The organism is Dysgonomonas gadei ATCC BAA-286 (assembly GCF_000213555.1).
GTDB lineage: Bacteria > Bacteroidota > Bacteroidia > Bacteroidales > Dysgonomonadaceae > Dysgonomonas > Dysgonomonas gadei.
This window is the reverse complement of record NZ_GL891982.1, coordinates 39,500-52,775: the sequence shown is the minus strand read 5'-3', so window position 1 is coordinate 52,775 and position 13,276 is coordinate 39,500. Positions and strand designations below refer to the sequence as shown.

The following is a 13,276-nucleotide window of genomic DNA, read 5'->3' as shown; positions in this document are numbered from 1 at the left end:
TATCCCGAGCCTATAATCTCTATTTAAACAGTGCGGGTATTCTATTTAAGGAATACCCGCACTTTATGATTTTATATGAAAATCAAACTATCCCCTAAATATAAGAAGAGTAACTTCAAAATTAGTGAGAACTTTACGTGATATACTTGGCAAAAAGATACGCCCGAATAAATTTCTTCGTTTAGTATTAAGCACCACCATATTTACCTTTTCTCCTTTGACAAACTGATCCATAGCCTCTGTCATATCAGGATCATCAATCAATTTATAGCCTACATTCAATTCCGGATATTTCCTTACAAAGTAGTCTTTCATTCCTGCCAGTTCGTTCTCGGTCCATTTATCACCTTTTCTGTTCTTGGCATTTACATGGGTCAGGGTAATTTTTACAGTAGGATATGGTTTCAACATGTTAACAAAGTGATCAAAAGAATCCAGATCTCTTTTCTGTAAATTGGTCAGGAATGCGATATGTTTAACATCTTCAATATTCTTAAATTGAGAATTTTCCGGGATTGCCATTACCGGTACGTTTGTCATTTCGATAATATCGGCAGTGACATTTCCTAATATATTTTGTTTATTATTGCTTTTACCCTTTGTGCCCAAAACCAGTAGGATAGGTTTATATTCATCTATGAAATTATCTATTTCTTCCTCCACTATGCCTTCACGTAGCGAATAAGAATAATTTACAGATGGAAATTCCTTTTCTGAAATCTTTTTATCTATATCGTAGCAGAAATCAAGCATTTGTTTACGGGCGTTGTCTAACATATCATCCGCTTCCTCTGCATTTGCGGCATCAGCAAATGGGAATGTTATCGGATAACGTATTTTATATACGTGCAATATTTTTACCTTGGCATTTATTTTGTGGGCAATTGCGAATGCAGCCCTACATGCTTTTAGGGAATAGGTGGAAAAGTCGATAGCAACTAATATACGCTTTCTCCCGTCATCTATTTTGTATATTTTTTTATCGTCGTAGCGGAAAAGCTGTGTACTTTCTATTATTGTAAGCGCTTTGGTGAGGTCGGTTTCACTTATTCGCACAGCAATGGCGTTAGAACCATTTCCTCCCTTATCACTTAGGTCTACAAGTATAGAGTCTACTCCCATATCCTCAAGTGTATATTTTAATATACGGGCTTTTTCGGGTGTATGAATAGCTAATGTAATCAGTTTATCGTCCATATCTGTTTATTTTTAGTTCGACATCCAATAAAAAAGTTATACAGATGAGTGTTACTGAATTCCGTCCTGATCTGTCATTCCTTTCTAACAAATTTACTAAAAACAATTATGAATATGACTAAAGAAATAATATCTTTTTAACAAAAAGAAAGAAGGTTTTACTAACTTTTGCCATTGTAATGGAAAAGTAATGAGTTAGTATATCCAATAAATCCTCCAATATTATCTAATAGCTACAGCAAAGGGTTGTGTATCTTAGTAGTGAACAATTACAATATGTATACTTGAAAATACCTATTTTCCTCATATATTTGTTTTAAAACTGTTTTGCATTAAAAACTGTTATATACAAACAAAAAGGCTTTCGTATATGTCGCAAAAAGTAAAAACAGATAGAGGAAAAGCTAAAAAAATTGCAGGCTTTTATCAAAGCCTAACTAAATAATAGAAGAAGCATGAGTAAATTGTTTTCACAAATTAATATCGGACAACTAACATTGGATAATAGAATAGTCGTTCCACCAATGTGTCAATATTCAGCAGTAAACGGACAGGCAACCGAATGGCATCTGATGCATTATGGGAGTTTAGCCCTTTCAGGAGCAGGTCTTTTAATTGTAGAAGCTACAGGAGTTGTACCCGAAGGCCGGATTTCGTATGGAGATCTGGGACTTTGGGATGACAAAACAGCTTTTGCTTTGAAAAAAGTTGTTGATTTTATCCGTCTTCATTCTCAGATACCATTAGCTATACAGTTATCGCATGCCGGACGTAAAGCTTCAACAGACTTAGGATGGAAACCTAACCGGTATATTGCGCCCGATAATCCTAATGGTTGGCAAACCTATGCCCCATCGGCAGAGCCTTTGAAGGCAGGAGGTACAATACCCAAGGAATTGTCGAAAAATGAAATAAAAGCGATCATCCATCAATTTGCAGAAGCAGCCAGACGTGCTGTTGAAATCGGGTTCAATGCTATTGAGTTGCATGGGGCTCATGGTTATCTTATACATCAGTTTCTATCTCCCATAACCAATAAACGAGAAGATGAATATGGCGGAAGTTTGGAAAACAGGATACGTTTTGTTTTAGAAGTGTTTGATGCTGTAACGCTTGCCACACCAAAAGGTTTTCCTGTCTGCATCCGCATATCAGCAACCGATTGGATCGAGAATGGATGGGATTTGGCTCAAAGTATTGAGTTAGCAAGACAATTAGATGAGAGAGGTTGCGGATATATTCATGTTTCGACAGGAGGACTTGATGGGGAATTACAAAAATTATCGGCTTTATATCCGGGATATCAATTGCCATTTGCCGAGGCTATAAAGAAAGAAGTAAAGATGCCGGTGATAGGAGTGGGTTTGATTACACAATCACAGCAAGCCGAGAACGCAATAAAAGAAAGTAAAGCTGATTTAATAGCAGTGGGGCGCGGAATGTTATATGATACCAGATGGGCATGGCATGCTGCTGCCGAATTAGGAGCTAAAGTTGTTGGGGTAAAACAGTACATACGCTGTAAACCACATGAAGTAAAGGATCTTTTTAATGAAATAAATCCATGACAGGATAAGATTACAGGTTTATATAAAGATTTAATCGCTGAAAGAATGGACAATCGTATTAATATTTCTGTGTTAGATTTAGGTATAGTAGTAGAAGGGCAGGACATTCCGGATGCACTTAACGAAATTGTACATAATGCACAATATATTGAATCGCTGGGATATAAAAGAATCTGGATAGCTGAACATCATAATACGGCAAGTGCTTCTACTGCTGCCACAGCTGTATTAATAGGCCATATTGCTGAAAGAACAACTACACTAAGAGTTGGTTCCGGAGGCATTATGCTTCCTAATCATACACCTTTAGCTGTTGCTGAGCAGTTTGGTACACTGGATATTTTATATCCGGACAGGATTGATCTGGGTTTGGGGCGGGCACCGGGAACAGACCAGTTGACAGCCGCTGCTTTGAGGCGTAATAACTTATCTACGACATATCATTTTCCAGAAGATATTAGAGCTTTGCAACAATATTTCAGTAAAGAGAACAGCAGCTCAAAAGTCCGGGCCTTTCCGGGCGAAGGGCGGAATGTTCCCATTTGGATATTGGGGTCCAGTACAGACAGCGCTTACCTAGCTGCCGAACTAGGACTACCCTATGTATTTGCTTCACACTTTGCTCCGGCACTTTTATTGAAGGCAATAGATATTTATAAAAAGAATTTCAAACCCTCAGTATATCATGACAGGCCTTACCTGATGGTTGGCGCGAATGTAATTGTGGCCGACACAAACGAAGAAGCTACCTTTCTGGGGACGAGCCTGCAGCAACTTATGTTTGGACTCGTTACAGGAAACCCTACAAAGTTACCGCCACCTGTAAAAAAATTGCCTTTGCTCTTTTTCCGTCCTGATGTGAAACAGTCTTTATATAATATGATGGCCTGCACATTTTGTGGCGATAAAGAAAAAGTAAGGGCTCAGATAAGAGATTTTATGGAAAAGACTGGTGCTGATGAACTATTTATTACCAATTACATATATGATAAAGCAGCCCGTTTCAGATCATTTGAATTATTGGCGGATGCGATGGAGCTAAAATAGTTGACATAACGTAGGGCATGAAATAGTCAAGATTTAATCTCTCTACTCAACAGAATGATTTACCATAAATCTTTTAACTTGATATCTTTTCATTTGAATCATTTTTCCCTTTAAAATGTATTAAGTATAGTTCTTGTATAGAGATTTATGAAATTAAAAAGGATACCGGCATATTGGAAAACATCAATAATGACATTCAGATAACAGAGCCGTCTTATCTTAAATTCATTTAAATTAAAACTAATTTCAGATATAAAACAGTTCGAATAATTTTATATTATTTCAGCTAAAAGCTCTGGCATCTGCTACCAGAGCTTTCATCAAAACAAAGAGGTAATACTAAATTGGTATCGTCAGAGTAATTGCTTTCTCCTCATCTCTTTTCACTGTTACAGATTCATCCCCGGCCTTAAAGATAAGGTCATCACCAACTCTATAATAAACAGCAAAATAAAGGTTTGTTTTAGATTCAGTAATATTCAATTCTGTCAGATTAAGTTTGAAGTAAGCTACTCCATCCGCATTTGTGACCTCTTTCTTCGATGCAGAACCCGGATCTGTAGACTCTTCTGGTTTGAGTTCTTTAAACATATATACTTCCACATCTTCTTGTGCTACTCCTGCAATATTTTGTACAGTCACTTTTACATTTGCACCCAATATAGGAGCATCGTCATCATCCCCACATGAGATAAATCCCAGGGTTAAGCCTACTATCAATAAGCTATAAATCATCTTTTTTCTCATAAGTAAATAATTTAGTAAATAAGTATATTGTTTTAGTAATGAGGCTATTTCATCTTTTTATGATTTTAAAAGATTGAGCATTCCAGAGCACCTTCCGGATGTCTGTAATTGGACGTGATTTTATCAGCTTGTTCTCCAATGTGCGGCCTTTTATTCTTATCCATACTAAGGGCAACAAGAGGTATAGATATAACTATGTCTCTTCTCAAATCCTAATCGATGATCTGTTACTTAAGTTTTTTTTTAGTCGTATCAACAGCTTGTTTGACTTCCTTCTTTACTTTGTCGGCACCTTTCTCCACCTCATTTTTGGTGTCATCCCATACATCTTTAGCTTTATCGGCTCCCTCTTCTAATTTATCACCAGCCTTATCGGCTGCATCATTTACTTCCTTCTTTGCATCTTGATAAGTATCTTCTGCATCTTTTTTAGTCTTATTACTACAAGAGGCCGAGCCGAATAGTATTCCGGTAATAAGTACCAACAGGAATAAGAAATTTATCTTTTTCATAATTTATCAGTTTAATTTATAATTTTAAAATCTATATCCATACCCCAGCATAATAGCTGCATTATCATTATCCCCCAACATAAATTTCACCTCTGCATTAAGGAATCCTTGTGCACTGATCTGATAGCTTATACCACCTCCGAGGTTAAATGCAAAATCCGTTTTACTGTGAGAATCTGTTTTTGCTTCAGTACCGTCAATCATTACAGTTTGTTTGGCATAGAAATTATTCTGCATCCCAAAACCAGCTAATGGATAAACAGAAAATCGGTCTTGCGGAAAGTAGAATACATAGTGTGCGTTCAGCATTACATCCAAGCCAGTTACTTTATCGTTTGGAAAATAAAATGCAATATCGGGAGCGATTCGTATATTTTTCATTAAATTGTAACGTCCCTGAAGATCAATACCAAATCTCTCGTAGTTGGTTTGATACCCTACATGACCTACTACCGCAAAATCACTGGCTTGAGGTGATCTGATCTGTGATGTCTGAGCAGACATACTAAATGCAGCTGTGATAAAAGCTGCTACCAATAATAACTTTTTCATATGATCTCTTCTTTAAAATTTAATTAATACTCTAAAAATCAATAAATCGTATTTCATATTCAATTCTAAAGCACAAAAGACCCCTTATTGTAAGGATTTACTTACAAACAGACTTTAGTAGAATTAAATGGATATCTTTCTGAGGAAACTACACAATACCTTATGTAGATTCTAAATATAAATAATGGTCTAGTAAGGAGATATTCATATCAGATATTTTTTAGTAATTTGTAAATAGTCTTTATTAAATACCTTCATATAGATTCTAAACATTGATAATAAATTGATTGTTTGCAAAATGTATCATTTTAACTAAAAAAGAGCGTGTTTTTGATCATTATTAATTGAAAATATTATTGTTTGTTAATAAATGAACTTTAATTTATATAGATATCACAATGTGCTTATTTTTTCTTGACCAAAAAATCAATAAAATAATTTAATAACAAGGTATACAGAGTATTACATAAACATAAAATAAAATTTTGTTATGTACTATACTTTATATTGTTTTTTATAATCTAATCCAAATTTGTAAAACAGACTACTTTTATATTTTAGTTGTGTTATTTTTCCATACGTAAATACAGGTAGAGTAATTTATAGTTTATTTATTTTCAGTATTTAATGATAAACAAATCAAGTTGGATTATTTTTATCAAGTAGATTTATTGCAAAACAGGCTGAAGGAATTCGTTTATATCAGACATTATTGCACCAATATTTCATTCACAAAATTCTTTCCGAAATGAAAATCTTATTGGTGATTAAGACTCGAGAACTGTAAATGTAAACTCTTCTTCAGCATGCATCATTATCTTTATTATAATATTACTCTGACCAATATCAAATATTGTTCTGTTTGTAAGGATAGCTTTGTTTTCTAACAAAAAAAGGCTAATTCTAGCAGGTATATATTATGATAGTCAAAATTTGATGAATGTTATGGGATTAATCATCAGTAATATACTCTTTTTATAATATATTTTTCTTTTATTCCCATGTATCTTTGAAACGAAATAGGACTCTTTAATTAAGAGAGCTCTTTTATAATAATATGGAAGAGGTTAATCGGTTTTATTCTCAATAAATAGCTATAACCTCTGAATAGATAGACTTTACACAAACGATAAGACTATTATAATTATTGTTATTGTTGATTAATGTTCAGATAATCAAAATAATTTAATAGTCTTTATTAAAAAACTACCGTTTCAGAAAACTCCTGAAAATATAGAGTATCAAAACTTTTATATGAAATCATATTTATAAAAAATATAAGAAATTACAATAGACAATAAGCAAACAATTATTTTTCAGAACGAATAAACCATTATCAACTAAAAACTACATGAGACAAGTCAGTTTTAAACAAAAATACTACAGGCAGAAAATATTAAATTGTCTCTGCCGACTGTAATAATCTTTGGAGATTATTCTATTTTCATTAGTATCTACTCCATCTATATATGTTAAGGAAGCGCAAGGAGTTTCCTCGTAAGATGTTTTGTTAAAATTCGAAAATAGATTAACATCGAAGAAAATGTATAAATTTTGATCATCGAATGCTTTGACTTACTTAATAACCAATAACACAAATAAAAAATGAAATTTAAGATAACAATTTTACTGTTACTTTTATTAACAAATTGTATGGGTTCAAACTCAATATTTGCTCAAGTAACAATCGGTGTCCTGGAGGAGCCGAAAGCCACTTTAGACATCCGTTCAGCAAATCCGTCTATTCCAACGGCTATTGATGGTATATTGGTGCCCTGGGTTACAAATTTCCCCGAGGAGAACCCGCCTTCAAGTCCTACCGAAACAGGGAATCTGGTATTATTACGCAAAAATTCCGGAACGAAAGAAGAATTCCAGTCAAAAACTGATGGCTTTTATTATTGGAATGGTAATGAATGGGTACACTTGATAACAGCACCGTCTTCGGAAGTAATGGAGCAGATTTATTGTGTCTACGGACAAGATTTTAAATCTATAACAGGCTCTTCTTATAATAATGTTGATAGGCAAGTCCTTTTTAATAAATTGATATATAATGATGTAAATGTGTCAGTTGATAAAAGATTCAGTCTTAGCGACAGTAAGTTGACAATCGGAAAAACAGGGACATACCTTGTATCATTATCAATAACTTTTAAACGTACACCGGCTTCAAATGCCGGCTGTGATGCTCAAACAGATTTTACGGCGAAGGTATTGGTAGACAATAATACGACACCTATTGTACAAGGAATAACTAATACATCTTCAGAAACGACAAGTGGCTCGCAAATATTGGTAAACGTTATTGTTAAGCTGACAAAAGGGAATGTACTTACTGCGTATGTACGGCAGGTAAGCGCCGATAGCACATCAACAGGAGCTCCCTGTAATTATCCTTACAATGGACTTGGCGTCAATTCCCTTACTTTATATTACTTACATAAATAAGAAAAAGTATGAAAAAGATTATATTGGCATCTATAACCGCTCTTGTTTATGGACCGATAATTGCACAGGTTACAATAAATGCTGATGATGAACCGAGAGCAATACTTGATATTAGAGCGTGTAACACCAGCAATCCTGAAAAGAACGTGGGCTTGATAGTTCCATGTTTTCAGTCCTTTCCTGCAGTGAATCCAACAGGTGAACAGCACAGCATGATTGCTTTTTTGAGTAATACAGATACAAATAATTACTCAAAAAACAGTTTTTATTTTTGGGATAACAATAAGACCCTCTGGGATCAATTTTTAGATGAATATACAATAGAAGAGGATATTAACAAAGTTGTAGCTAGTGGCAGCGGATTGTACCTGAATTTAAACGGAACATCAACAAGTGCATCATTTATAAATCTTTCAAATTCTGCATGCTATGTCTATTTTACAGAAAAAGAAGCCTTAGATCCAAGCTATAAACTTTTAAATAATCATAGGTTGCAGATTGGGAAAAGTGGTCAATACCTGTTGATAATGAGTGCCGGTCTGTATAAGGATCAGGTTACCGGTATCATGACATACACTGCCGAAATATTAAAAAATGGTATATCATTTACTCCGGCTTTGACGACGTCGACTACCATAGCCTTTGCTAATGGGCGTTCGGGGATTCTAGCATTGAATGCCTTGGTTGATCTGAACGAAGGAGATGACCTTATAATAAAGATTAGCCGGGATTTTTCTACAGGTAATAATGTGAGAGCTACATTAAATACTCCTGCTACCATTTATTTACAACGAGTAAAAGATAATAATTAAATATTATAATGAAAAAACTATATTTCCTATTATTGTTTATACTGCCTTTCCAGGCCTTTTTGTGGTCCCAGGTTGCTATAAATTCCAATAACGCACCTAATGGCAATTTACTGGTAAGGCCAAGTAGTTATGCGAATCCGGATAATAAGTCCGGAGTACTTATACCCAGAGTTGAATCTTTGGAGTCAACTCTGGAAAAATCTGATGGAATGATTGTTTATTTAGCCAATCCCACCCCGCAGGATATGGCAGAACCAAATGGTTTTTACTATTGGGATGGATTACTTCATAAATGGACTCCGTTTATTACCCGCTATTCTTCCCTGTTGGCTCCTCCGCTGGTATTTTACGCATACGGAACATCCTTTATGGATGCTCCATCTGATCGTATTGCCGATCTGGAGGGTAAATCGGAGGATGAAGTTTATCTGACTGACAGAACGGCAAATAATGAAGACCTTTGCCAAATTACGAGCGATGGGCGGCTTGAAATTAAAAAGACAGGCTGGTATTATATTCAGTTATCTGTAACATTGATAAAAAATGCAAATCCGTGCGGTATCAGGGATGTATTGTATGTGGAGTTGCTACGGAAGAATTCTCTGGGTGCTTATGAAGCTGTTATTTTAGAAGATGGGATTACTCCGTTTAAAGCAGTAACTTCGTTTCCCGGTAGAGTGATTAATGCCAGTGGTGGCATAATTCAAAATCAATCGCAGACAATCGTAAGTCAGGCTCCTGTAAAACTAAATGCAGGCGATATCATAAGCCTTCACTGTGGGCTTGATTATATTGATCCTTCTGGGGAAGACGCAAACAATAATGCAACGAATAGAACTAAATCGGGAAATACAATAAAATATACTATTACTTCTGATGCTAGTATTGCAGGTCGGTATATGGGAAGTTTTTAACAGAAAATAGTTTAAAGATATATCTATGCCATTTGCTTAATCAGCGAATGATTCGATTTGATACTTAATATATTATGCTCATTTTTTAATTTTTATGGATAGCTGTTTATTACCCAAGGAGAAGTCCTGAAATATGATAAACAATATATAATGTCAGGTGTTTATTAATAAAAATAATTTTATGAAAAACAGGGAGGATATTTACTCAAAATTAGTGGAAACTATAAAAAAGAATGAATCGAATGATGTAAATATTATTTCGCGCCTGAAAAACATATTAAACATCAGCCAACAATCTATATCTCGGAGATTAAGAGGTGAGATCCCGTTTACTTTTGAAGAAGTCATGAAAATTTCTTTGGCTTTTGGATTTTCTCTGGACGAGATTATAGGAAAGCACCGTATTAAAGGTGCGTTCCTTAACATGGAATGGCTTCTTGAAGATGAGATGGGTATCGTAGATGTATATAATGATTTAATTGTTAGGTCTATCGATAAAATGGAGTGTATAGAGGACGCTCCGAATGCATTACTTATTTCCGCTAGAAACAGATTGCCTCTCAATCTTTTATTAAGATATGAAAATCTGACCAAATTTCAATATTTTATGGGAAGGCATCAGGTTGCAACAAAAGCTTTCAATATGAAATTTTCTGAGATTGATTTGAACTCGGAAAATAAGCAGATGATGAGGAATTATATAAATAATCATAGAAAAATAAAACGCATTGAATTAATTATAGATGATAATACACTATTATCTATGATAAAAGAAATAACCTATTTTTATAAAAGAAAACTTATAACCGATACAGATATAGCTATACTACAAACCGAACTCATCGATCTGGTCAGCTTTGTTGAAAAATTTATGATGGAAGGAAAAAATGATCTTGGCGCCGAAAATATCTGCTACTTATCAAAACTTGACATAGAAACAAATTATTCATATTTGCAATTTAATGACCAAAAGATTGTGGAATTATGTATATATAAAGAAATTCCGGCTATAATATCAGATTCTAAGGTTTGCGATATAATGAGAAAAAGGCTCGAATCTTTGAAAAAATACTCTACACTGATTACGGGTAGTAATGAATTGCAACGAACCTTGTATCTCGATAAGCAAAAAGAATATATAGAAAATATAGGAAAGGATCTACTACAAACATATTAACAATTTGGTATCTTATACCGGATGATTATGAATAAAAAGGCCGGAAGAATTTTCTTCCGGCCATAACTAAACATTCATGTATTCTTCTGATCCAATGCTTGTTTAAGGACACCTTACTCCTTCGACCCAGCTTACATTTCTTATCCCTTTTGCATGATAACCATTACCTGTAAGGTCAGGCACAACATTTAACTCAGTGTCACTTTTTGCAGAGTTAAATTTCCAGTATGCCAGTAACCCGTCAGATGTGGGAGATACAGCGCATATGCCATTTTGTATCTCTTCTTTAGTCAACGCTTTTGTCCAAACGCGTACTTCACTCACTTTTCCATACAAATACCTTCCATACAGAGCAGTTTGTCCTATATAGAATTTACGGTCACCATCCAGACCTGTGAGGTTGATAGGCCCTCTGGGCGCTTCAACATATGATTCCAGTTCTCCGTTGACATAAAGTTTTATCAGGCTTCCATCATATGTAACAGCTACATGAGTCCAGGCATTTGCGGATAATCCGTTTACTGATGTTACCGGATATCCTCCTCCTGCTAATTGCAACTGATTATTGTCTATAGTAACATCACCTATCCGGAGCAGGAAATTTTCCTCCAATCCCATTATGGTGCTAATAAACGGATTCGTTGTCTGGAACCTGTCCACATAAATTCTGGCTTCCATAGTCAATTCATTCACTGCCGACAGATCACCCTTACCCAGGTCTTTATTCTCGAAGTCTACCTTAAAGTAGTTTCCGCTTAGGTCGGCAGCTTTTGTTATAATCGTCTTGTTTATTACCAGGTATATAATCCTTGAAGCATCTAAAACAGGGAAGTCACCTCCCTGCACATTCTTTATTTCCATAGGGACACAATAAATATCTTCATCCGTAAATTCATTTAATGATTTAATGGATAATTTTAGAGGCTCAGAGATGTACTTTCCTGCCTTTATCTGAAGGTTTGTATTGCTGATACTATATATATCCGTAGATAAAGTTTTATAATTTGTTCCGTTCTCTTTATTGTATTTATCTACCAGTGCCTCATTTACAGCAACAGTAACGTTAATATCGTTTTTTGTTATGGCAGAGGCTCTGACACTTATACCTAAATCCGTCGGTTCTTCGATAGATATCTTCAGTACCGGGCTGTTTTCAGTACCTGTAAAATAAATTACGTTCTGAAATTCATCGGCGTCTTTGCACGAGTACAAAACACTCAGCAAAGCGGCTATAAATAGTATTATTCTTGTTTTCATATTTCACTCTTTTCTGTTATTCATAAAAGTAGATTTCGGCAATACTCGCCAGATTGTAACCGTTTGAAAATTTATCCGGAAGAATGCGTACATACCTGCTCTCTAAAGGCTCTGCAAATTGATAAATAGCATCTACCTTTTCGTTATTCTCAATAACAGGCTCTACGCTGCCTAAATCGGTCCAGTTCACACCATCGGCACTTACACCAATACTGAAGCCGGACAATACACAATTATAGTATCCGTATAAAATATATGAAGAAACCAAACTGAAACCTTTCACCTTATGCGCTTTACTCATATCATAATATATCCCATGAGATGAATTACTTGATTGAATAATCCATGAGGTAGAAAGGTCCCCGTCATATGAATTCTGCGCCGGGCCGTAAGTATAACTGTGCCTGGACTCGGATGTCCATACTGAACGGTCGATAGACGTGCCTGGTTTTACAGATGTTTCTGATACGAATCCGGTCAGGGAAAAATCTACAATAGCATACACTACATTTAAGTTTGTACTCACTCTTATATTTTTATCTCCTGTTTGGACAGAGGATATTTTTATCGGAAGTATGAATGTTGTATTTATAAATCCGGTAAAATGTTCTTCTATAAATGACTTATTAAAAGCAATTTGTACCGAATCGGCAGAAATGTTACTCCCTGAAGCAATACTTAAAGAATTCTTGCCTATAGAATAAGCTGAAGACGGAAGAACTTCATATTCTGTTCCTTTTGCATCATTGTAATTCTTCACTAAAGATTCATCCGTTTCAAGGATAACTTTTGTTTCCTGATTGACTCTTCCCGTAGCTTTTACAGGCAATAATATATAGTTCAGATCAGATGACTCTTTTAGCCGTTTATAATTGATATTCACGGCCACCTGAGAGTCACCCTGCTTGGTGTTCAGGTAAATAATCGGGTCTAATGTTTCCGTATCGTCGTCCGAGCTACAGCTTGTCCAAAACAGGCAAGCTATGAAGAGATAAATAAATGTATGTATTTTATATGTTTTCATATGTAATCAGTTATTAGA

12 protein-coding genes are annotated in these 13,276 nt (G+C 35.0%); 6 read left to right on the top strand and 6 right to left on the bottom strand.

What is annotated here, in order from left to right; translation table 11 throughout:
* Window positions 1–87: 87 nt before the first annotated feature.
* A complete protein-coding gene (locus HMPREF9455_RS08635; RefSeq protein ID WP_006799267.1) occupies window positions 88–1,197 on the bottom strand; it encodes a universal stress protein in 1,110 nt (369 codons plus the stop codon).
* A 455-nt stretch (window positions 1,198–1,652) separates the two neighbouring features.
* On the opposite strand from HMPREF9455_RS08635, the gene HMPREF9455_RS08630 reads away from it, so the two are divergent.
* Both HMPREF9455_RS08630 and HMPREF9455_RS08625 read left to right on the top strand, forming a co-directional pair.
* Entirely contained in the window at window positions 1,653–2,765 is a 1,113-nt protein-coding gene (locus HMPREF9455_RS08630; RefSeq protein WP_006799266.1) for an NADH:flavin oxidoreductase/NADH oxidase, read from the top strand.
* 45 nt (window positions 2,766–2,810) lie between these two features.
* Window positions 2,811–3,812: an LLM class flavin-dependent oxidoreductase gene (locus HMPREF9455_RS08625; protein ID WP_006799265.1), complete on the top strand. Its 1,002-nt coding sequence runs from the start codon at window positions 2,811–2,813 to the stop codon at window positions 3,810–3,812.
* Window positions 3,813–4,151: 339 nt separating this feature from the next.
* Here HMPREF9455_RS08625 and HMPREF9455_RS08620 read toward each other — a convergent pair whose 3' ends face one another.
* The 3 genes from HMPREF9455_RS08620 to HMPREF9455_RS08610 form a co-directional block, all read right to left on the bottom strand.
* Complete coding sequence (locus tag HMPREF9455_RS08620) at window positions 4,152–4,559, bottom strand: hypothetical protein (RefSeq protein WP_006799264.1); 408 nt, start codon at window positions 4,557–4,559, stop codon at window positions 4,152–4,154.
* A gap of 227 nt (window positions 4,560–4,786) precedes the next feature.
* A complete protein-coding gene (locus tag HMPREF9455_RS08615; protein WP_006799263.1) occupies window positions 4,787–5,071 on the bottom strand; it encodes a YtxH domain-containing protein in 285 nt (94 codons plus the stop codon).
* Between the two features lie 24 nt (window positions 5,072–5,095).
* Window positions 5,096–5,623, bottom strand: a complete 528-nt coding sequence (locus HMPREF9455_RS08610; RefSeq protein ID WP_006799262.1) for an outer membrane protein — start codon at window positions 5,621–5,623, stop codon at window positions 5,096–5,098.
* A gap of 1,653 nt (window positions 5,624–7,276) precedes the next feature.
* Here HMPREF9455_RS08610 and HMPREF9455_RS08605 point away from each other — a divergent pair.
* The 4 genes from HMPREF9455_RS08605 to HMPREF9455_RS08590 all read left to right on the top strand — a co-directional run bounded on the left by HMPREF9455_RS08605 (window position 7,277) and on the right by HMPREF9455_RS08590 (window position 10,977).
* The gene (locus HMPREF9455_RS08605) at window positions 7,277–8,074 is read left to right on the top strand and encodes a hypothetical protein (RefSeq protein WP_044215850.1); all 798 of its coding nucleotides are present in this window, start codon (window positions 7,277–7,279) and stop codon (window positions 8,072–8,074) included.
* A gap of 8 nt (window positions 8,075–8,082) precedes the next feature.
* Window positions 8,083–8,886 (top strand): hypothetical protein, encoded by an 804-nt coding sequence (locus HMPREF9455_RS08600; protein ID WP_006799260.1) that lies wholly within the window; start codon window positions 8,083–8,085, stop codon window positions 8,884–8,886.
* Between the two features lie 8 nt (window positions 8,887–8,894).
* Window positions 8,895–9,800: a hypothetical protein gene (locus tag HMPREF9455_RS08595; protein ID WP_006799259.1), complete on the top strand. Its 906-nt coding sequence runs from the start codon at window positions 8,895–8,897 to the stop codon at window positions 9,798–9,800.
* A 181-nt stretch (window positions 9,801–9,981) separates the two neighbouring features.
* Window positions 9,982–10,977, top strand: coding sequence for a helix-turn-helix domain-containing protein (locus HMPREF9455_RS08590; RefSeq protein WP_006799258.1), 996 nt, complete (start codon window positions 9,982–9,984; stop codon window positions 10,975–10,977).
* A 102-nt stretch (window positions 10,978–11,079) separates the two neighbouring features.
* On the opposite strand, the gene HMPREF9455_RS08585 is transcribed toward HMPREF9455_RS08590, so the two are convergent.
* Together HMPREF9455_RS08585 and HMPREF9455_RS08580 are read right to left on the bottom strand one after the other, a co-directional pair.
* A complete protein-coding gene (locus HMPREF9455_RS08585) occupies window positions 11,080–12,234 on the bottom strand; it encodes a DUF1735 and LamG domain-containing protein (protein ID WP_006799257.1) in 1,155 nt (384 codons plus the stop codon).
* 16 nt (window positions 12,235–12,250) lie between these two features.
* Window positions 12,251–13,258: a BT_3987 domain-containing protein gene (locus tag HMPREF9455_RS08580; protein WP_006799256.1), complete on the bottom strand. Its 1,008-nt coding sequence runs from the start codon at window positions 13,256–13,258 to the stop codon at window positions 12,251–12,253.
* Between the last annotated feature and the right edge of the window lie 18 nt (window positions 13,259–13,276).

What these genes read in the sequence shown, in the direction of transcription:
- HMPREF9455_RS08635 (WP_006799267.1), bottom strand. Translation starts at nt 1,197, where the DNA reads ATGGACGATAAACTGATTACATTAGCTATTCATACACCCGAAAAAGCC.
- HMPREF9455_RS08630 (WP_006799266.1), top strand. Translation starts at nt 1,653, where the DNA reads ATGAGTAAATTGTTTTCACAAATTAATATCGGACAACTAACATTGGAT.
- HMPREF9455_RS08625 (WP_006799265.1), top strand. Translation starts at nt 2,811, where the DNA reads ATGGACAATCGTATTAATATTTCTGTGTTAGATTTAGGTATAGTAGTA.
- HMPREF9455_RS08620 (WP_006799264.1), bottom strand. Translation starts at nt 4,559, where the DNA reads ATGAGAAAAAAGATGATTTATAGCTTATTGATAGTAGGCTTAACCCTG.
- HMPREF9455_RS08615 (WP_006799263.1), bottom strand. Translation starts at nt 5,071, where the DNA reads ATGAAAAAGATAAATTTCTTATTCCTGTTGGTACTTATTACCGGAATA.
- HMPREF9455_RS08610 (WP_006799262.1), bottom strand. Translation starts at nt 5,623, where the DNA reads ATGAAAAAGTTATTATTGGTAGCAGCTTTTATCACAGCTGCATTTAGT.
- HMPREF9455_RS08605 (WP_044215850.1), top strand. Translation starts at nt 7,277, where the DNA reads ATGGGTTCAAACTCAATATTTGCTCAAGTAACAATCGGTGTCCTGGAG.
- HMPREF9455_RS08600 (WP_006799260.1), top strand. Translation starts at nt 8,083, where the DNA reads ATGAAAAAGATTATATTGGCATCTATAACCGCTCTTGTTTATGGACCG.
- HMPREF9455_RS08595 (WP_006799259.1), top strand. Translation starts at nt 8,895, where the DNA reads ATGAAAAAACTATATTTCCTATTATTGTTTATACTGCCTTTCCAGGCC.
- HMPREF9455_RS08590 (WP_006799258.1), top strand. Translation starts at nt 9,982, where the DNA reads ATGAAAAACAGGGAGGATATTTACTCAAAATTAGTGGAAACTATAAAA.
- HMPREF9455_RS08585 (WP_006799257.1), bottom strand. Translation starts at nt 12,234, where the DNA reads ATGAAAACAAGAATAATACTATTTATAGCCGCTTTGCTGAGTGTTTTG.
- HMPREF9455_RS08580 (WP_006799256.1), bottom strand. Translation starts at nt 13,258, where the DNA reads ATGAAAACATATAAAATACATACATTTATTTATCTCTTCATAGCTTGC.